We start from the raw sequence: 17,439 nt of genomic DNA on the forward strand, positions 1-17,439 counted from the left end.
CTCACGCTGCAGCGCTGAACAATTCACTTTGCCCCACGGGCACAGTCTTGCGCAGCTGCTGCAGTGCGGTCTTGACGCAGTGACCAAACGAATTAGCCCAACGCAAGATCTCAAGCCCAGCATGCTCACCGAGCGATGAAGCCGCACCGTAAGTGACGCTTTGTCCCAGCAACTCATTGGCCTTGGTCTGGGGCAGGCCTTCAATCAAATGCTTAGGAATTCCTTTGCACGCTGCATGCTCTATGGCTGTAGGCACGCGCAGCAACTCAGGGTTCGTAGGGTGCTGAATTTTCGGGTCGGTGCTGCGGTTTTTTGTGATGCCCTTAGTCAACCCACCAATGAACGTATCTTCGGCCTTGAAGACGCGCATCATGAAATTCTTCCCCGCCTCTTTGTCGCGCTCTTGCTTGGCTTTGAGTCCGTCCATCGTTGACCAACGGTCCTTCACGACTTCTTCTGGCTCCAATACATCTGCCAGGGTGCGCGACGAGCACGCGGGCTTGCTGGCCATGGCATCAAAATCAAAGTCCATCCCGCGTGATACAGCCACCATGTAAAAACGCTCACGGGCCTCCAAATCACCGAATTCCGGTCCGCTCAGAACGCGCTCATGCGTCTCATAGGCCATATCGCGCAGTTGTTGACGAAGAATGCACGCGCTGGCCGAATTGCCCCAGGGGATCACATTCTCAAAGATACAGACAGATGCGTTTAGCTTGGCCAGCAACGCAACTGCGCCTGCGACCAGATGCCCGACCTCCGGGTGCGCTTCAGGCATATCTGTACGTCGCTTTGCTCGGCCCGCTTTGGAGGCCCCAGAACACGGAAGGCCCATGCAAACAACGTCAACCTCACCTATGCGGTCCATCACCATTTCATCGAAAGCCAGCTCCTGCAAAGGAAGGTTCAATACGATGGTGGAGTCATTGAGTAATTCGTTGTGTTCCAACGCTTGTTCTGTGAGGTCTTCGCGGATCTCATTGAAGGCGTGCAGATGCGCCTTGATACCGGCCTTGCGCAGGCCCGCATGTAACGCGTGGTCCAGAACCCCACCGCCGCTGGCTACCCCCGCAGTGGCGAGACTCTTGCCCGCCTTCAAGCGCTCCATCAAACGCTTGACGCGGCGAATCAAACGCAGCTCCGAGGCCATAGGAGAGACAAAGACTTGACGTTCACCGAAGACCACGCGGATGGCCTTGCACCCCATCAGCGGAGCCAGGGCCGTGGAGTCTCGGACATCGATGATGGAATCAATACGACCGTCTTTTTTACGCTCACGGCGAGCGACTTTGTTCGTGCCCTGCACTTGAAGTTTAAGCACGACACCGAGGCCATAGGGTTCAACAACAAACTGATGTCCAGGCTCAAAGCCCGAGTTGAGAAGTCGCTTGCCCTCAAGCCAAAGACGAGGCGATCCATCGCGCTCACTGAGTTTGCGAGTTGTGACTGTGTGCATGCTCATGGGGAAGTCCTTGAAACGATGCAATCAGTCTTTCATAGCCCTGAAAAATGCAAGCGCTACCCATTCGCCAATACAAAAGCGGGTAGCACTCAGCTATCGCGGGATGTTCTTTGGGATCGCTTCTTGAACAGAGCTGTTTTCCCCCTGCTCTATTTCATCCAGATAAGCATAGACATCGAGCAGTCCAGGTTGACCGTCTTCAGGTGATAGATCACGCCCTTCCTCGACTCCTGCGAAGAAGGCATCTGAATCAGCAGTGCCGACCACATACGGGCATGGCACCGTCGGCAACCTGTCAATACGAACACGAAGAGATGCCAGTACACCTTGCTTGTATGCCTCGCTGCGTGGGGCGCGCCCAGGCTTGAAAGCCTCATCGAAAACAGCTTGGGCTGTCAGTTCCTTCATGACGTACTTCCTAGCTTATTGCATGCTTTGCATGGGATGCCGCGTTTTGCCGCTGTGATGGTCCCGAAGATCATGTAATCGCTCTCAGCACCGCAGCGTCTGCAGACCATCTTGCACAGCGGCTTGCCTATGTCCTCCGGCTTGCCGGAATCCACTTGGCCAGCATCGCTGACATGCATCAACACGCGAGGCTTCGTGCGCTTAGGTAAGGTTTCTGGGAATAAGTCGTCGATCAACCGACGCGAAACATTCTCCACTGTCGAAGTTTTTCGCATGCGAAAAAGTCGCCTTACTTTCCTCGTGCAAACGGAGCAATTTTCGTAGAAGCTGCTGGCCAGTAGACCATGGGCTTGATGCCCTGTGCAGCGGCTTCTTTCTTGATTGTTGTGGTTGAACCAAACCCGTGCAGATGAAGCTCAGTTGCACCAACTTCCTTGGCCAAAGCAAGAGTAGCGCGGCAGGCTGCGATCTTGGTTTGGTAGACATCCTGCCGAAACTTTTCGGGGTTTGCCTTCGCTGCAGCTTCTTGTTCGTATGGCACGAACCAGTAGCCCGGAGCATCTTCAAAAATGGTGAAAATCGCCTGCTTCATCCCCTCACCTTTTTCAATTTGTGGACCAGCCATGGTAGCTGAACGCAGCTGCAATTTTGCCTGTCTTGTCCAGGGGCAAAGCCTTTTGCATCTCTGCCTTCACACGCTCGCTGTCTCCCATCTCCATGATCGAATCGAATTGGCGCTCACCGAAATCGAAGACCGTGTAGAAGCTATAGCCGGGGTTAGTGAATCCATTCAAGAACAGGCGCAGCATGCACTGCACGCGCTCATTGATATTGTCTTTGCTCAGGTCATAGAAAGACCGTTGATAGAAGTACAGCCAGCATCCCAGCTCAAAGTGATTTTTCGCATGGTCTACCTCATCCATTTCTTCCCAGTGGTCCATGCTCAGGCCTTTGCGCTCAGCGCAGGCGCGCACGTTTTGTGCATCCCTTTTCAGCTGTGCACGGACAGCAGCAGGAATCGGTGCTTTGGCATTGATGTCGATGATGAAGGGCTTGGCCTTGGCACTTGCCTTCGCACCTGGCTGAATTGCTGGTGCGACAAACCCAAATAGATCGGCGGTCTGAAACATGCTGGACTCCTGTTGTGACTGACAACCAGAGTACCGGCATCGTTAAAAATGCAAGACCAAACTCAGTAGGTAGTCGCCACGGCCTCAGCTAGGATCGCTTGCTTTGCCAACTCACGCTCTTCGGCAGAAATGGCACCATAGACCGTTTCGCCGTACCAGTGCCTGAACATCGACATGCTTCCGGCACGGTTGCGCCGTCCGATGTTGAGCTTGAATCGATCATCCTTCAGCGTGTCGTTGTACTTGGAGAACAGAGCATGGCGCTGCTCTGCAGGCATGCCATCAACCATCCCTTGTAGCTCGGTTTGCCGACGCAGCATGACTCGCCTATCGATATCTTCAATCGTCACTGTGTCTTCGACATTAGACCTGCGGGCATCAGGCACTACGTCATCAACTTCGTTGCGAACAGCCGAGACGAAGATAAGCCCCATCACCTTCGCGCAATCGGGGTAGTCCTTGAAATACTTGTGCTCCAAGCTACGCAAGAAATACTTGTGTGGGTGCTTGAGCTGGTACTTTTCAAACTTCGAGCGGTACAGCGTGTGGGCGTATGCGTTTTGTATGTCCTCGATGGAGTACTTACCGAAAAGGCTGAGGATGTCACCGTTAGGGAGAGGCCAGCCTTCAAGGAAGCCACGCATCTGAGCATGCGCAGGTGTTTCGCTGATGCCAGAGAGAACTTCTTGCCGGTTGTTTTTCAGCTTGATCAGCAGACGGACCTGATGAACGAATTTGCCCCGCTTGATGACATCCAGCTCAACGTTGAACCGGGTCTGCATCGAAACCTCATGGATCGATGGAATCAAATATCGCTCGCTGAAGCCGCTCCATGTCTCGGCCTTCTTCGGAATGTCCTTGGCCATGATCAGGCCTCGCAGCATTTCCCATGGCATCAGTGCGGAGTGCTGGATACCAGCATCCTGGCAGACGAGTTCGTACAGCCGTACCGAGCACTGAAGCTTGAGAGCGGCCATCTCGCGCTCTTCGAGCAACGCGTATCGATGGTCTTTAGAAAAAAGATGCTCAACATCGCTGTTGATCTTGAAGCGCACTTCGCCTGACTCGTACAGGATGGTCGGCACGAACACAATCCACACCAGCTTGGGATTCTTCAGATCCTTCGACGCCATGTCGAAGTGCATCTTGATCTCCTGCATCGAATTTGCGACTGCAGAGATGTGGGTGCGATTGTTGGTGTTGAGGTTGAGTGCAACCTTCAAATCCGAAAATGGCATCGACCAAAAACCATCAGCATCGCGCTCTTGCGTCTGGACGCACTTGATGATCATGTTCATCAGCTTCTGCTGATGATTTGTCTGCAATGTTGCAGTCAACGAATGGATGAGCGGATAGTTCTTCCTGATGGACTCAGGCCGAGCTTTTGCTGCTCTGACGTTGACGCGGCGAAATCGCTTTTTCGAATCAGGTTCGGGGTCAGGGAAGCCAGACAGGCCAATTTGCCGGTCAGCATCGGTCATCGGCAGATTGAATTCTTCTGCTTCAACGTCTTTGGCCATGGCTTCGCCCTTTTTGTTGCCCTAACCAAGACAAGGAATTTTCCTGATCCTGGAGCCGATTTGAGAAAAATTTATTGATTGCCAACGGATTATCACCCCGGAATTTATTCATTTTTTTGCAGGATTGCAATAGGTGTGCACTTGCTCATCGCGCGCACCGTAAAAACATAGATACCTAGAGGCATAGATACTATAAGGACTTAATTAAGTTGTTTGTTATCAACAACTTATAGAGCAATGACACCCTTTGATTGGTACGAAGAATGCCGGGTATTGGTACTTCAACACCCCTCAGTTGGTACGTTGCAAGCCTTAATTTGTGCTGATAGCTCCCTTGTATTGGGAAATTTTTAGCGTAAAGAGCAAAAAACCGCACCCAGTACGAATTTTGTCTCGATAGCTTTTCAGCAGCGACTATTTCAGAGGTATGGCCCCCTCCGCCATACAGAAAAATTGCTCGTTAGCACCCTTCAATTGGTACGGTAGACCCCTTTTTTTGGTTCCTGATCTAGCCAAGTGGTTTTGTGCGTGTGGAACGTCTTCTGTCTGACTCCGTGAATCGTCGCTGCATTGGTTAGCTATCGGGAAAAATTTTCTTCTGTGCTCTACCGCTGCAACGTTTTAAGAACCCCAGGGAGTCCCGCATTTTTTTGCCTTTGTAAACCGCGAAAGCGCACCGTTAAAAACAATAAAAACTTTAATACGCTAACTACAATAAAGAGAGCGAAAAGCTGTTTGTTGACAATGGGTTGCAGAGGCATAACACCCCCGTATTGGTACGGTAGGCCCCGTCCATTGGTTCGATAACATCCGCTGGTTGGTAGGGTGTCACCCCCGATTTGGGCTCTTACACACCTTAATTTGGGATCATTGGTGTCACCCAAATTTGCTCGATAGCCCCTGTTATTCACAGTTTGGTGCTCCATTTTCTGGAGCACTATCAAGCAAATTTCAGTGTTCATCCCCCCTCATTTGGTACGTATCCCCCCTTCAGTTGGTACGTGTGCTTTTTCGCTATCGCGCCAAAAAATCTGTTTATCCCCCCTGGATTGGTACAACGCCTTCTGCTCTGAGGCGGCACGTTGAGGTGCTTAACTGTGGCCTGATGGCTATGCCCATCTGAGCTAGTGGTGAGCTATCGCATAGGCGTGCAGAGTGCTTTTAGGAAAAAAATTGGCCTCAACCCCCCTCAGTTGGTACGTTGAGCACTTCCACTGGGAAAAAATCGGCCTTAACACCCCTCAATTGGTATGTGCGGTTCTGAGCTGAACAGGTATGCCCTTCACCCCCCCTCAATTGGTACGTTTGGACAGTTTTTTTCCCTTTCCAACGGATTAGCTGAGATCTAGAACGGGGAAAAGCTACTCAAAATGAGCTTTTGATAAGGGTGAAACAGGCGCATTGCCTTAATTGGACAAAAATAGGGGGTGGAAAGCGGGTGCTGATCACTGCCTCTCCTCTGCTGGCTCCCGGCAAACCTATCGGTCAAAATTTCGGGGGGGTTTTTGGGGTTGAGAGTGTCACATGCCCGACATGGTTGCCCAAAATGGGCTATTCGGACAATTTTTGGGGGGGTTTTTGGGTCAACCAGAGGTTGCCCCTCACCGGCTCCGTGAAGAGCGAAATCCATGGGGTATTTTTGGGGTGATGTGCTCGATGTCGATCCTCACAGCCTTTCACATGCTTCAGGCGAACTGGAGCTGCAGGGTCTGAGCTTGACGCTCCCTAGCTCTGATCTCCATGGACCTTGCCCGTTCTTTGTCTCGTGCGCGCTGGCAGCGTGCTTCATATTCGCCTGTGGCTACGTCCACCACATAGCCGAAGTAGAAAGCCGTCAGCGGGCCTCTCCAGCCCTTCCAGGTGCTACGAATGGCTTCCTGCTGATCAGGAGTAGCGCGGAAGAAATTTCCCCGAGCTTTGCGCCAGCAGCGAGCTTCATGCGCGCGCTGCCGCGCCTCTGTGCTGTCGAGCAGAGATTGACGGCGTGACAGCTCTGCATCTGCGTCAAATGGCTTCGGAGCTGGGAGTTGATCTGAAATAAGCGGATATTTCTCTTGGAGCTTCTTTGCCAAACGTGCTGGCTTTGAGGTGGCCATGGCGAGTCCGCGCTGTGTCCAAGCCGCGCGCTCAAAACGTTCCATTCGTTTGAATTTCATGGTGATGCTCTTCTTTGGGGTAGTGCACTACCCTACCCTGCTTCCCAGAAATGCAACCTGGCATGCGCCAGCCCTCATTCAATGCCAGTTCTGTCAAAAAAAAACCTGCGTGGAGATACGCAGGTTTGTAGGACATCCTTGGCGGAAGAGTGTTCCGTCAGAACTTTCCATAGTGCTTCAGGAAGTTCTTCATGTCGATGATGCCCCAGTCATCGATGGTGTAGTACCCGTTGGAGCCTCTATCGCCCCCAGAGACACGGACATACCGTACCTGCATGCCAAAGTCAGACCGTAGGAAGCCAATTTGGCGTTTGATTGTCTGCAAAGGGATGCTTGTCGTCTCTTGGAGAACATGCAAGGTAGGCTTCTCGTGCGAACACAGCGCATTGATGAGATCGAATTTACGCTTCGTGTCGCGCGAGATGGTCATGAGCCACAGTTAGTCGGTTGCTTGAACCCCCCGGAGTGTAATCTGTTCGGCCAGCACCTCAGTTACATTTCCAGCATCTGTTTTCACCCAAACGCTGCCATCTTTAAGAGAAATCCGGTCATTCATGACCACGGCATTTGTAACAACGCCGTCAATGGAGACTGAAACTGCCAGGATGATCTGTCCTGGTGTGACAGCTTTGAAGCTCACATTCTTCTGAACACTTGGTTGACTTGGCTTCTTGTGAGCATCGTTGGGCTTGCTGGCCACGGTAGTTTGCGTCTCAGCATCTTGCGCTGCTGGACTGTTCATCTTTGCAGACTTGTCCAGCTCTTTGGCAGTGCTCTCTTGAGAGCTGGCCGTTGAGCCTGACTCGCTGGAAGCGCTTGATGCATCAGGCTTGCCCTGGCTGGCATTGAGAGCCTTATCCGCTGCGGACTTGCTGTCGTCGCTGCTGTTGGGCTTTATCTTGCTCTCCTTGGCTTGAGGTCCACGCTTGCCACGTTCCTTCCCATCATCAGCGGTCAGCTCTTTCAAGATGGCACGGGTGGCAGTGCGAGATAGGCTCTTTTCTTCCTTGGCCAGGGCAACAATCTCGATGGCTCTTTGCGGAGCCAGATCATGAATGCGACTCAGGTTGTACAGCGTCTCGGCATCGTTCGTGACGTCCTCATCGTTCAGCGCGCGAATGAAGCTGGGTATGCTCAGCAGAGACAGGTACAAAGATACAAACGCTGGAGTTTTAGACACACGTTTGGAGATCTGGCCATTGGTCCACCCTGCTTCCTTGAACTGGCTCAGTCCATCAGCGATTTCAAAAGGCGTGAGGTTTTCACGTTGGATGTTCTCTGCCAGCTCTTCCGCAGTGCGGTCCAGATCATCCTGCATCCGCGTATCGATGACGATCTTCATCTGTTTGAGCTTGGCAATTTTGCCTGCTCGCCAGCGACGCTCACCTTTGAGGATCACATACTTGCCATCCTTGTTCTTGGGAGCAACGTTGATGGCATTGATCTGGCCATCAAGTTTGAGACTTTCAGCAAGCTCTTCCAGGTTCTTGAAGCGCTTGCGCACCTGGGCCTTGGAGACGATATCGTCAATGTCCACGGACAGAGGTTTGCCGTCCTCTTGTTGAATGCCGCGCGTAGCAACAGCGGCCAGTTCGGTTAATGAGGTGATGTTCTTCATTTCTTGTTCACTTTCGACAGCAGCTCTTTAATCACGGCCAGCACTTCTTTGGCGGCAACGTGAGCGTAAGGGAGCGTCCAGATCGGGACCCCATCAGATGTTGCTGTATCCAGGGGGGGACGGTTTCTGATGGTATTTTTGAACACGAGATCCGGGATAGCCGCGCGTATCTTCTCTTCAGCACGCTCATGGCTGAGCGAAGACGTGCGGTCGTTGATGAAGACGCCCAAGATCTCAAGATCGGGATTCGTAGAGTGCTGAACACCGATCAACGTTCTCAGCAGGCCCTCTAGACCATCGTAAGCAAAACCAGACAGCTTGACGGGTGCTACGACATGGGTGCTCATGGCGAGGGCAGCATAAAGCTTGCGGCCGAGGCTAGGCGGGCAGTCGATCAAAACATAGTCGTACTGCTGTATGAGTTCACGCAAATTCTCGCGCGGGTTCAGTGCGTCTACAAGCGTGAGGCCGGTTTCGATCTCACTGAGATCGTGGTCGTTCTTTAGTGTGTGAATGAGGTCTACACCGCATGGGCAGTGAATGACTTCGATGGGGCCGATGTCCTTTTTAAACAAATCCACCACACGAGTACCGCTGTAAACGGGGACCAGCTCACCCTCAGAATTTGTTTCATGTGGAACAAGTCGGGAGGATGTGTTGCCCTGGGCATCGAAGTCCAGCACAAGAGTCTTTGCTTGTTCTTTGATAGCGAGATAGAAGGCAGTCTGGATGCACACCGTTGACTTCCCCACCCCACCCTTCTGGTTGGAGAAGCTGACGACCTTGGCTTTACCCTTGTGTTTGCGCTTGATGACTTTGTTCATTAGATCGCCCGGTGGCCTCTTGAGTGTTATGTCCAGTCTTTTTCGCATGCGAAAAAAGCTGGGGGAAGTCTGGGCCTACTGGCTCATTCCAGACTGAGTTCTTCCTGATTTTCATTCTTTTCTTCGCCTTTGGGCGTGAGCTGCGGCAGCTTTCCTGCCAGTTCGCGCAGCAAAGCAACATCTTCGCTGGTCAGCTTCATGAGGAACGCCTGTCCATCATCCGATGGTGTGATGCTATCCAGGCGGCTGGTGAGGCCCGAGAGGCTGGTGTGCATGGCCGTCACCATCTTTTTGTTCATCTTGGGGGCGGCAGTCGCTTTCAGGTGCTTCTTCGTCACAAGCGCGCGCTTTTTCTTCGCTGGGTTGGCACCCTCCCCCTCGCCACTTTTGGAATCGTCTGCAGCTTTCACAGGCAGCGCCGCCTTAGCCGTTTTGACTGCTTCGGCCAGGATCTCTACAACGTCATTTCCATGCTCGTTGAACTGCTCCAAAGCCGTTGTCGCAGAGACTTCATTTTTCTGGATCATCACTTTGACAGGCAAAGGCAGATCCAACAGCGAGAGTGCGAAACGAACAGCTTCTGGAGTCACGTTGGAGCGTCTGGCCATCTCTGCAATGCTCCAGCCCCAGCTTTCAAGAAGCTGATATTGCACCGCACAGGACAAAACAGATACAGGAGCGCCGTTGTTGCCGTTGATGACAACCAAAGCCTGCTCAGCATCGTCACCCTTCATCTCAGTGACGAAAATCTTCTGTATCAGCGCCCCTTCGGCAATGGCCAAATTCAAGCCGCGCTTGCGTGTGTAGCCATCACGGATATAGGCAACGCCGCCAATGACCTTCACCAGGATGTTCGGGACGTACTTGCCTTCCTTATAGGCATCCGCAAACATCCGAACGCGGGCCGCGTTCTCGGGCATTGCAAAGTACTCATCCTCGTCCATGAAGGCGGTGCGAGCATTGAACCCTGGTTGAGGGACCACCAAAGAGTGATGAAGCAGGAAGCCATCGGTGCGCGACATCTCTTCAAGAGGGAGGCTCTTTTCCAGTGCCTTGAGCGAATTGATGGTGTCGGGGTGAGGTTGTTTCTTGGGTTTCTTGGGTGCTGCAGTAGACATGGTTGTATCCCTCCAATTGACAGACTTAATTTATGGTACTGCGATCAAGAAAAATGCAAGGAATTCAGCTACCGATTTTTTCGCATGCGAAAAGCCTTGCTATGCAGTCTATCTAGTCATTGAGTCTGTGTTGTGATCTTTGCGCTATTTGCGAAATTGTTGCGCCCAATCTTCATTGAGGAACCCGTGCTGTACCAACTTCGACGCGACAGAGTAGGGCGAACGTCCTAGTTGTGTAGAGAGGTGATGCACATCGATCTCCACCGCCTTAGCCCTGGCCAGGGTGATAGCATTTTGGATGATTCCCACCTCATTGGGCAACCAGGGCTTGCCGTGGTTGGCGAATTGCTTCTGGTGATTGTGCTCAGCTGGCTTGCCTTTCTGACTTCGTGGCAACTGCTGGGGTGGCTTTGGCTTGTCAGAGTGATGTCGTTCGGCCTGGGACGGGGTAGGGGGGCTGGATACGCGGCTTCGTATCTGTTCCGTCATGAGGCGCTCACAAATCTCCCGAGCCGAATGCAAGACGAAACGCTCCTGCTTGGTTAGGCCGTCTATTTTGACGATTTCATCCAGATCACCCGCCGTAGCCTTCAGGGCGCGGACCAGAGCATTTTTAATACGTGACATGGTGACTCCTTGAGTGGGAGGCTCAGCCACTGCGATAGTGGCCGAGGTCTTCAGTCGGAAGAAGGAGCGCGCAGATAGCCCAATTCCAAGGCTTTGAGCGCGACAGAGTAAGGGGATCTATTCATGCGCTTTGAAAGCAAGGCGATGTCGATCTCAGGTGCACAGATGGAACCCATCGCAGTCAGTAGAAGTGCTTCTTCTTCGAATGCCCAGGCGTCCTTTTTATAGTCGTCCTTCATCGCAGCCTGCAATTGCTCCCATACGAACGAGTCAACACCTTGCAGGCGCTTTTGCAATGTCAGCTTGAGACAAACTCGCTGTGCGTCCTGGAGCGCCTTACGGTCGGCTGGCTCCAGAACTTCAAGCATCAGCATTTCGCCAAGATCCAGGGCCAATCCTTCGACGTATTCCAAGACAGCCTTCTTGAGCTGAAGCTTGGGTTTCTTGGGTGCATTCGCAAAGGCGATTACGCCAGGGGCATTCATGTTCATGGCTCCTAGCGTTTAACTCTTGTCTTGCGCAGTGCTTTGTTCACCAGGGCCGCTCTGGCTTTCTGCTTCTTCTTCAGCTTCTGCCTTGAGCTTGGAGACAGCAGCCATCAACGCTTGCACGGGCTGAGCACCAGCCACGAGCTGCATCTTGCCGGTGTGGTTATCGACAACGAATGTTGCCGGTGTTGCCTTGATACCTTGTGCAGCGGCTTTCTGCATGTGCTCTTGAATTTTTTGCTGGTATTTGCCCGAACCGACGCATTCGAGGAACTTGTTGCTGTCAGCGCCGATTTCCGTGGCCAGCTCAGCCAGATTGGGCACGCCTTGACCGTTGCCACGCGACTGCACAAACACATCGTTCAAGAAAGCCCAGAAGGCGCGGTTTCCCAGTTGTTCAGAGATGCACTCAGATGCGATGGCCTGATCTGCAGCCGCAGGATTGTGAAAGTCCAGGGGGTAGTGCATCCACTGCCAGTTCACATTGCCTTTGCTGGCGTCCACGAGCTGCTTGGGCGTGTTGTGGAAGCGTTTGCAATAAGGGCACTCCAGATCGGAGAACTCCACCAGTGTGTAACGCGCATCCATGGAGCCGTAGATGTGCTTGCCATCAGGTACAAATTCGGGAGCGGCAGTGAACTTCTGCAGCTTGGTCTGGGCCATGGCCTTCTGTTTGTCTTCAACGATCTTGTTGAAGGCTTTGGCCACTGCATTGTTGAATTCGTCTTCAGACTTGAAGCTCACTGACGAGCCTTTGCCGAATGAGCTTGTGATGTCGTTGAGCTTGTAGAGCTGCCAGCCCAGGAAGCCAGCGATGATCAAACCGAAGATGGGTAGAAAGATGTTGATGAATGCATTTCGGAACTGAACCGCTTTAGGTTCAGAAATTTGAGCGGAAGTAGGGGAGTTCATGTTCATTTGGAAGCGGCTGTTTTAGATCTGAGCGGAGCTGAGCAAGCACAGGAAGAGAATGACAACGATCAGGGCTGCGATGACATTTTTTGGCAGGTGCTTCATTGCCAGCGACGGAGTTAGCGAAGGGAGGGGAGGGCGTTGCTGAGTAATGCGCGAGCTTCAACCTTGGCGCGCTGAGACATGCGCTTGAAGAAATCTTCGCTTGGGGTGTAGTCAACGAGCTTGCTGACGCCAATAACTTCACTGGCGACCTGCTCCATGCTACCCAGGCCATCGATAAGGCCCAGATTCTTGGCTTGCTCCCCGTTCCAGATCAGGCCGGAGAAGATCTTGGGGTCGTCTTGCAGGCGATCACCACGACCAGTTTTTACGCGTGAGACAAACTGCTCATTGGTCTGGGCCAACAATGCCTCCCAGAATTTCTTGATCTCGGGCGAGAGGGGAGAGAAGGGGTCAAGCAGTGCCTTGTGCTCGCCAGCGGTTATCGCGCGACGTTCAATGCCTAGCTTGTCCATGAGGCCAGTGAAACCGAAGGTGGAGCTGATCACTCCGATGGAGCCTACCAGGCTCGCCCGGTCTGCATAAATTTCATTGGCCGAAACAGCGATGTAGTAGCCGCCAGATGCACCGATGTCGTCAATGACCGCATAAACCTTCTTCTCGGGGAACTTGGCGCGTTGGACCAAGATTTCATCGTGGATACGCCCGGAGGGAACGGGGCTACCACCTGGCGAGTTGATTTTGATGATGATGGCCTTGGAATGCTCATTCTTGAATGCTTTCTGAATGGCCGGGATAAGGCGGTCAGAATCAGCCAATGAGCCAGCAGCAATTTCCCCTCGCACGTTGACGAAGGCGGTGTGCGCCTTTGACTCTTCCGATGAAGACCATGGCCAGTTGCCGCCATTCATTGAGAGGACGATGAAGGCCAACGGAAAGAGAAGAACACCAATGGCCCTCATCATGTTGGCCAGAATGTTCCAGCGATTGTGGCGGCGATACTGGCTGTGTATTTCCCAGATGGCTTGATCGACGGACAAAGGAGGGGTAGGAGCTGACCTTGAAAACAGCTTGAACTTCATGGATTACTTTCTTAATTGGCGACGACGCAGACCTTGCTTTCAGTCTTGGGTCTTCATGCCAGGGGGCCGCTAGCTCAGATCAGGTTGAGCTTGAGCAGGCGCATGAGCAAATCGATCACAAGGCCCAGCAAGGGGCTGAGAATCAAAGTGGAAACGAGGGTGGTGAATCCCTTGGCGTTTTCTTCAGCACAGAAGAATTTGTAGGCGAGAGGTGCGATGCCGATCACCCCAGCAAGCGCCGAGCCTGCAATTCCCAGCTCTGGGATGAATACAGCTTGGGCACACACCAGCACACCTGTGACGGTGCTGTATCGGCGCAGAGTAGCCTCCTCCTGAGTAGACAGCTTGAAGCTCTCGGATTGCAGCTCTTGGTATGACGGTGAGTTAGGCATACAGCCCCCTTGTGAGTGATTGTTTCGGTTTGTTTAAATCCTATGCGCCTTTAAAAAAATGCAAGTTTTCAGCAATGCCCCAAAAGGGCCGATGCACCTACGAAGGCCGGTTTAAGCGCTTAAATTGTTCTGAGAGGACAGAGTAGGGCCACGAGGACACCTTTTTCGCATGCGAAAAAGTAGCCACAACATGCCGCTTTTTCGCATGCGAAAAAGCGAACAGGCCACAGCTCAGCCTGTTGCGATCCGAACGACAGCACGGTCGCTGAGCAACCGAACCCGGTGATAGACCACAGTTTTGTCATTGACGGAGCCAACAACTGTTCTGATATAGCCGTGGCTAACGTTCGCGGTAGGGTACTTCTGACGTAGAGCTACAGCGTAGACAGACAACTGAACAACGTCTGATTCCATGACCCGGTGGGCCGAACGTGTCTTGGTATCAAGAGGAATGACTTCTCCACCTGGGGCGAGGAATACTTGATCGACACGCCCTTGGATAGGGATGGGGTGAGTGCATGAGATTGCTTCCTCATTCATCAGCACAGTTGACCTGCGGAGTTCTCGCGGCATGTTCTCGCCTTGCTGCCAGAAATGCGCGCCACCTGCAATCCTGTGCATCAGTTGCTCGAATGCGGAGAGCGCGAGAGGAACGCCGAAGACGACGATCAGGAATTTAGTTGAGGTGTCCATGTATCCCTCTTGGTGCTGTTGACCTGTCCCTATTTACACAGGGGACGGCTTGGTTTGCTGGGCAGTCTGACGTTAGAGATCAATCCGTCTGTGAGGATGGAGGCGAGTGAAGCTGCGAGCTTGTATGGCTCAACTTCCTTGCCGGAGTAGATGAACCTGGGGTGCATGCTTGGTTGGAAGATGCCATGTGGGATTGCTTCGTCATCCCCGAACCACATGCGAAGCCTGAGATCGACAACATATCCAGCAGGAAGTTGAATCCAGTAGTGCGGTGTGACGTACTTCTTCCGATTGCTCAGCATCAAGTGCCCGGACATGCATTTATGAGGCAGCTTTATTCTGTTGAATAAGTACGAAATAACCCATGTCATGTTGTCGCACTCAATTCGGCAATCATCTAAGGCCAGAAGGCCAAGTTCCGCCTCTTCAAGCCATTCTTGATATGGCGAGGGCATGATCGGCAAGGTTGGGCAGGCTATAGAAGCCTCTTTCAAAGTCGCTTCCAGATGATTTGTCATTTTTCAGATTGTTTTGATGTAACTTACAAGTGGTGTCTAGGTTGAAAGACGCTCTTGTGGCGCGGCCAGATAGCGACTTACAAGCGACTTCTAAATAAGAAATCATACGATTCTGTTGTCTTTCCTTGCTGAATCTACTTCTAGATCGCTTTCAAGTAACTTCGACTCCCTGAGCCGTCTACCAACGGTGATCAACATGGAACAGAGGAACCTACAAGTCGTGTTTCCTCAGGAAAAGAATACTTGAATGGAGAAAAATGCAAGCCCAAAGAAAAGGGCACTAATAAATAGTGCCCTTGGGTTATGGATACGCTCAGGATCTAAGTGATTCTCAACCGACCTTCTTTACCTTTACCGCACCAGTGGTCTGGTCACGTTTGACATTGATACGTATGGGCATGAGGTAGGTCTGTGTGCCAGTGGCAGTTCCCAGCGTCACAGACTCGGTGGCGATAACGCCTCCATCGGGAGTAGCTACTTGAATGTTGGCTCGACGCCCATCGGCTCTGCTGTAGTTGGCCACACCGATGTTGTAGTCTCCATCCATGATTCTGTTGGTGTCGCAGGAGGCATAGAAGTGCTCAGGGCCATAGCCAGAGATGTTGTCCACATCAAGGCGACCACTGGAGCCGATTTTGTTGCTGAAGTACACCTTGTTGCCGTTCGGCTCGTAGGTGTGCAGATCGACATCACCAGGACCATCCCAGTCCAGAGTCACAGTAAACAGACCTGGTTGCGCAACTTTAGGAGGAGCTTGGATAGAGCTGAGTGCGTTAATGATATGTCCGTCAATCAGCGGCTTTGTGGGAATCAACTCATTCAAATATATCATTTCAAGTGAATGGCCTTTCCAGTCAGTTGGGCCAGGATTCAGACGCTCAAGCAACCCTGGGATGACCGTATAAACTGGTGGATTGGTAAAAAATAGGTTCAGGCCCTTAATCACCAGATCTTTGTCAGCCACAACATGTGGGCCATGCGTGAAGGGCGACGCAGAGGCAATATGAACCACTTTGACAAAGTTAGAAGTGGTCAGTTTGAGCGCATTTTTATATGCCTCGTGAACGAATAAATTTCCCTGGGAATGGGCGACCATAACCAGTTTTCGACCCTCATTGATCGTGGTTTCGAGTCGTTGGCGGTGTTCGACCTCGGTTTGCCAGATTGCTTCGGTTTCATCACCAATAATCAACGAAGCAAGGTTTGCGATGCCAAACCGTGCCGCAATAGCTGATGGGACTTGAGTAATTAAGTAATCCTGATAGGAATTAATCCAGTCGGTGAAGCCGTTGAAGACTGTACCAAGCTTATCGAACCAGCTATCACCAGGCTTATTAAGATCGCCACTAATGGCTTGCTGAAATAACTCCCAACGACCAGACAGGTTTTCGTCCTGCTGCAGAACGCGCTGTTCAAAGACTTCGATGAAGTCTCGCCAGCCCTTGGAGTCGTTGAAGTAGTTTTGCACGATCAAGGTTTCGCCCGTAGGGACCGCAAAGCGCTTCTCATACTGTTGCGCGCGTAGCAAAGCCGCAGAGCGCTCAGCATCTTGGCGGGTGTTGAGAACACCGTTGAAATAGCCAATGGTGTAGCCATCAAGCGTCTGGCACTGGGCGGGCGCTGGAAGGCCAGTTGCGGCTAGGCCTGCTGTGGAAGAGAGCGCGATAGCGCTTGCCAGGACAACCGAAATTGCTTTTTGGAAAATATTCTTATTCATCGCAGTTACCGTTAAGTTGGCCCGTAAATACCATTCCGTTCGAAGCATGGCTGAAATCCACCATCGCTAGGAGTCGCTTTTTGGTATTAGCGGTAATGGCCGATATCTGCTTGCTCACGAAGTAAGGCTTGATTTCAAGGTCCTTAATTCTTGCTGTTTCGAAAATGCATCCATTGGCACGGGTGTATGCGTTGTTGATGTCGCGCACAGCATCTTTATCGTTCACATCCACCGTCAGCATTGACTGCTCAACTTGAGCGGCTTTGGTGGCCGCTTGACGTATTTCGGCAGGGAATACTTTTGAAATATATGCATCGATATCATCACGGACACCATTACTGTCAGCATCAATACCCGTCAATGTATCGTCTCGATTCAATTTTGGAAGTTGGCCTGATTCTTCCAAGGCCGCAATCTTTTGGGCAATCGTCAAAGGCTTTTCAGGCTCTTCCGGTTTCCCAGATGAAGCAGATGAATCTCCCCCTCCACAACCTTGCAGAAAAGCAATCACTGCAAGAGTGATAAGTTTATTTTTAAATTTCATGGATGCCTTTATTTGGTATCGGTTGAATATCGATTAAGAATTACTAATGGTCTTCTAAATCGATTGATGATGATACCAAAAGTTACAGGTGCTCCGTAGCTGAGTTGGCCCATCTTGGGCACTTGCCCGTTGGAGGCTTTGAGTTCTGCCCAATATGCTTTGCGCATCAGCTTGCATTTTTTGAAGTGCTGGTAGTTTTAATCGGGCAACATTTGAAGTTGCCCTTC

At 51.9% G+C, this 17,439-nt stretch carries 19 protein-coding genes; all 19 read right to left on the bottom strand.

Annotated elements, in window-relative coordinates:
• Position 1: 1 nt before the first annotated feature.
• Positions 2-1,462 (bottom strand): DNA cytosine methyltransferase, encoded by a 1,461-nt coding sequence (locus FSY45_RS20215; protein ID WP_059441751.1) that lies wholly within the window; start codon positions 1,460-1,462, stop codon positions 2-4.
• Between the two features lie 93 nt (positions 1,463-1,555).
• A complete protein-coding gene (locus FSY45_RS20220; protein ID WP_148748323.1) occupies positions 1,556-1,870 on the bottom strand; it encodes a hypothetical protein in 315 nt (104 codons plus the stop codon).
• A 289-nt stretch (positions 1,871-2,159) separates the two neighbouring features.
• Positions 2,160-2,495, bottom strand: a complete 336-nt coding sequence (locus FSY45_RS20225) for a hypothetical protein (protein ID WP_131367706.1) — start codon at positions 2,493-2,495, stop codon at positions 2,160-2,162.
• Positions 2,476-3,000, bottom strand: a complete 525-nt coding sequence (locus FSY45_RS20230) for a hypothetical protein (protein ID WP_052052891.1) — start codon at positions 2,998-3,000, stop codon at positions 2,476-2,478. The genes FSY45_RS20225 and FSY45_RS20230 overlap by 20 nt, the downstream gene beginning before the upstream one ends.
• 62 nt (positions 3,001-3,062) lie before the next feature.
• The gene (locus tag FSY45_RS20235; protein ID WP_034396707.1) at positions 3,063-4,520 is read right to left on the bottom strand and encodes a replication initiation protein; all 1,458 of its coding nucleotides are present in this window, start codon (positions 4,518-4,520) and stop codon (positions 3,063-3,065) included.
• A 1,685-nt stretch (positions 4,521-6,205) separates the two neighbouring features.
• Positions 6,206-6,676: a hypothetical protein gene (locus FSY45_RS20240; RefSeq protein WP_131367707.1), complete on the bottom strand. Its 471-nt coding sequence runs from the start codon at positions 6,674-6,676 to the stop codon at positions 6,206-6,208.
• 157 nt (positions 6,677-6,833) lie between these two features.
• Complete coding sequence (locus tag FSY45_RS20245; protein WP_034367538.1) at positions 6,834-7,106, bottom strand: helix-turn-helix domain-containing protein; 273 nt, start codon at positions 7,104-7,106, stop codon at positions 6,834-6,836.
• Between the two features lie 9 nt (positions 7,107-7,115).
• The gene (locus FSY45_RS20250) at positions 7,116-8,294 is read right to left on the bottom strand and encodes a ParB/RepB/Spo0J family partition protein (protein WP_148748324.1); all 1,179 of its coding nucleotides are present in this window, start codon (positions 8,292-8,294) and stop codon (positions 7,116-7,118) included.
• Complete coding sequence (locus FSY45_RS20255; RefSeq protein ID WP_046462401.1) at positions 8,291-9,118, bottom strand: ParA family protein; 828 nt, start codon at positions 9,116-9,118, stop codon at positions 8,291-8,293. Before FSY45_RS20255 ends, FSY45_RS20250 begins: the two co-directional genes overlap by 4 nt.
• A gap of 83 nt (positions 9,119-9,201) precedes the next feature.
• Complete coding sequence (locus FSY45_RS20260; protein WP_148748325.1) at positions 9,202-10,236, bottom strand: chromosome partitioning protein ParB; 1,035 nt, start codon at positions 10,234-10,236, stop codon at positions 9,202-9,204.
• A 144-nt stretch (positions 10,237-10,380) separates the two neighbouring features.
• Entirely contained in the window at positions 10,381-10,863 is a 483-nt protein-coding gene (locus tag FSY45_RS20265; RefSeq protein ID WP_034367536.1) for a hypothetical protein, read from the bottom strand.
• A 50-nt stretch (positions 10,864-10,913) separates the two neighbouring features.
• On the bottom strand, positions 10,914-11,354 hold the full coding sequence (locus FSY45_RS20270) for a hypothetical protein (RefSeq protein ID WP_148748326.1): 441 nt from the start codon (positions 11,352-11,354) through the stop codon (positions 10,914-10,916).
• Positions 11,355-11,366: 12 nt separating this feature from the next.
• A complete protein-coding gene (locus FSY45_RS20275) occupies positions 11,367-12,263 on the bottom strand; it encodes a DsbA family protein (RefSeq protein ID WP_148748327.1) in 897 nt (298 codons plus the stop codon).
• 119 nt (positions 12,264-12,382) lie between these two features.
• Entirely contained in the window at positions 12,383-13,348 is a 966-nt protein-coding gene (gene sppA, locus FSY45_RS20280) for a signal peptide peptidase SppA (protein ID WP_148748328.1), read from the bottom strand.
• 74 nt (positions 13,349-13,422) lie between these two features.
• Complete coding sequence (locus FSY45_RS20285) at positions 13,423-13,740, bottom strand: hypothetical protein (protein WP_148748329.1); 318 nt, start codon at positions 13,738-13,740, stop codon at positions 13,423-13,425.
• Positions 13,741-13,971: 231 nt separating this feature from the next.
• Complete coding sequence (locus FSY45_RS20290) at positions 13,972-14,433, bottom strand: PD-(D/E)XK nuclease family protein (protein WP_148748330.1); 462 nt, start codon at positions 14,431-14,433, stop codon at positions 13,972-13,974.
• A gap of 29 nt (positions 14,434-14,462) precedes the next feature.
• The gene (locus FSY45_RS20295) at positions 14,463-14,951 is read right to left on the bottom strand and encodes a hypothetical protein (protein ID WP_222864875.1); all 489 of its coding nucleotides are present in this window, start codon (positions 14,949-14,951) and stop codon (positions 14,463-14,465) included.
• Between the two features lie 331 nt (positions 14,952-15,282).
• The gene (locus FSY45_RS20300) at positions 15,283-16,668 is read right to left on the bottom strand and encodes a YfaP family protein (protein ID WP_052084772.1); all 1,386 of its coding nucleotides are present in this window, start codon (positions 16,666-16,668) and stop codon (positions 15,283-15,285) included.
• A complete protein-coding gene (locus FSY45_RS20305) occupies positions 16,661-17,212 on the bottom strand; it encodes a hypothetical protein (RefSeq protein WP_131667155.1) in 552 nt (183 codons plus the stop codon). The genes FSY45_RS20300 and FSY45_RS20305 overlap by 8 nt, the downstream gene beginning before the upstream one ends.
• Between the last annotated feature and the right edge of the window lie 227 nt (positions 17,213-17,439).

Origin of the sequence: Comamonas sp. Z1 (genome assembly GCF_008121555.1) — a bacterium.
Lineage (GTDB): Bacteria > Pseudomonadota > Gammaproteobacteria > Burkholderiales > Burkholderiaceae_C > Comamonas > Comamonas thiooxydans.

What these genes read in the sequence shown, in the direction of transcription:
- FSY45_RS20215 (WP_059441751.1), bottom strand. Translation starts at nt 1,462, where the DNA reads ATGAGCATGCACACAGTCACAACTCGCAAACTCAGTGAGCGCGATGGA.
- FSY45_RS20220 (WP_148748323.1), bottom strand. Translation starts at nt 1,870, where the DNA reads ATGAAGGAACTGACAGCCCAAGCTGTTTTCGATGAGGCTTTCAAGCCT.
- FSY45_RS20225 (WP_131367706.1), bottom strand. Translation starts at nt 2,495, where the DNA reads ATGGCTGGTCCACAAATTGAAAAAGGTGAGGGGATGAAGCAGGCGATT.
- FSY45_RS20230 (WP_052052891.1), bottom strand. Translation starts at nt 3,000, where the DNA reads ATGTTTCAGACCGCCGATCTATTTGGGTTTGTCGCACCAGCAATTCAG.
- FSY45_RS20235 (WP_034396707.1), bottom strand. Translation starts at nt 4,520, where the DNA reads ATGGCCAAAGACGTTGAAGCAGAAGAATTCAATCTGCCGATGACCGAT.
- FSY45_RS20240 (WP_131367707.1), bottom strand. Translation starts at nt 6,676, where the DNA reads ATGAAATTCAAACGAATGGAACGTTTTGAGCGCGCGGCTTGGACACAG.
- FSY45_RS20245 (WP_034367538.1), bottom strand. Translation starts at nt 7,106, where the DNA reads ATGACCATCTCGCGCGACACGAAGCGTAAATTCGATCTCATCAATGCG.
- FSY45_RS20250 (WP_148748324.1), bottom strand. Translation starts at nt 8,294, where the DNA reads ATGAAGAACATCACCTCATTAACCGAACTGGCCGCTGTTGCTACGCGC.
- FSY45_RS20255 (WP_046462401.1), bottom strand. Translation starts at nt 9,118, where the DNA reads ATGAACAAAGTCATCAAGCGCAAACACAAGGGTAAAGCCAAGGTCGTC.
- FSY45_RS20260 (WP_148748325.1), bottom strand. Translation starts at nt 10,236, where the DNA reads ATGTCTACTGCAGCACCCAAGAAACCCAAGAAACAACCTCACCCCGAC.
- FSY45_RS20265 (WP_034367536.1), bottom strand. Translation starts at nt 10,863, where the DNA reads ATGTCACGTATTAAAAATGCTCTGGTCCGCGCCCTGAAGGCTACGGCG.
- FSY45_RS20270 (WP_148748326.1), bottom strand. Translation starts at nt 11,354, where the DNA reads ATGAACATGAATGCCCCTGGCGTAATCGCCTTTGCGAATGCACCCAAG.
- FSY45_RS20275 (WP_148748327.1), bottom strand. Translation starts at nt 12,263, where the DNA reads ATGAACTCCCCTACTTCCGCTCAAATTTCTGAACCTAAAGCGGTTCAG.
- sppA (WP_148748328.1), bottom strand. Translation starts at nt 13,348, where the DNA reads ATGAAGTTCAAGCTGTTTTCAAGGTCAGCTCCTACCCCTCCTTTGTCC.
- FSY45_RS20285 (WP_148748329.1), bottom strand. Translation starts at nt 13,740, where the DNA reads ATGCCTAACTCACCGTCATACCAAGAGCTGCAATCCGAGAGCTTCAAG.
- FSY45_RS20290 (WP_148748330.1), bottom strand. Translation starts at nt 14,433, where the DNA reads ATGGACACCTCAACTAAATTCCTGATCGTCGTCTTCGGCGTTCCTCTC.
- FSY45_RS20295 (WP_222864875.1), bottom strand. Translation starts at nt 14,951, where the DNA reads ATGACAAATCATCTGGAAGCGACTTTGAAAGAGGCTTCTATAGCCTGC.
- FSY45_RS20300 (WP_052084772.1), bottom strand. Translation starts at nt 16,668, where the DNA reads ATGAATAAGAATATTTTCCAAAAAGCAATTTCGGTTGTCCTGGCAAGC.
- FSY45_RS20305 (WP_131667155.1), bottom strand. Translation starts at nt 17,212, where the DNA reads ATGAAATTTAAAAATAAACTTATCACTCTTGCAGTGATTGCTTTTCTG.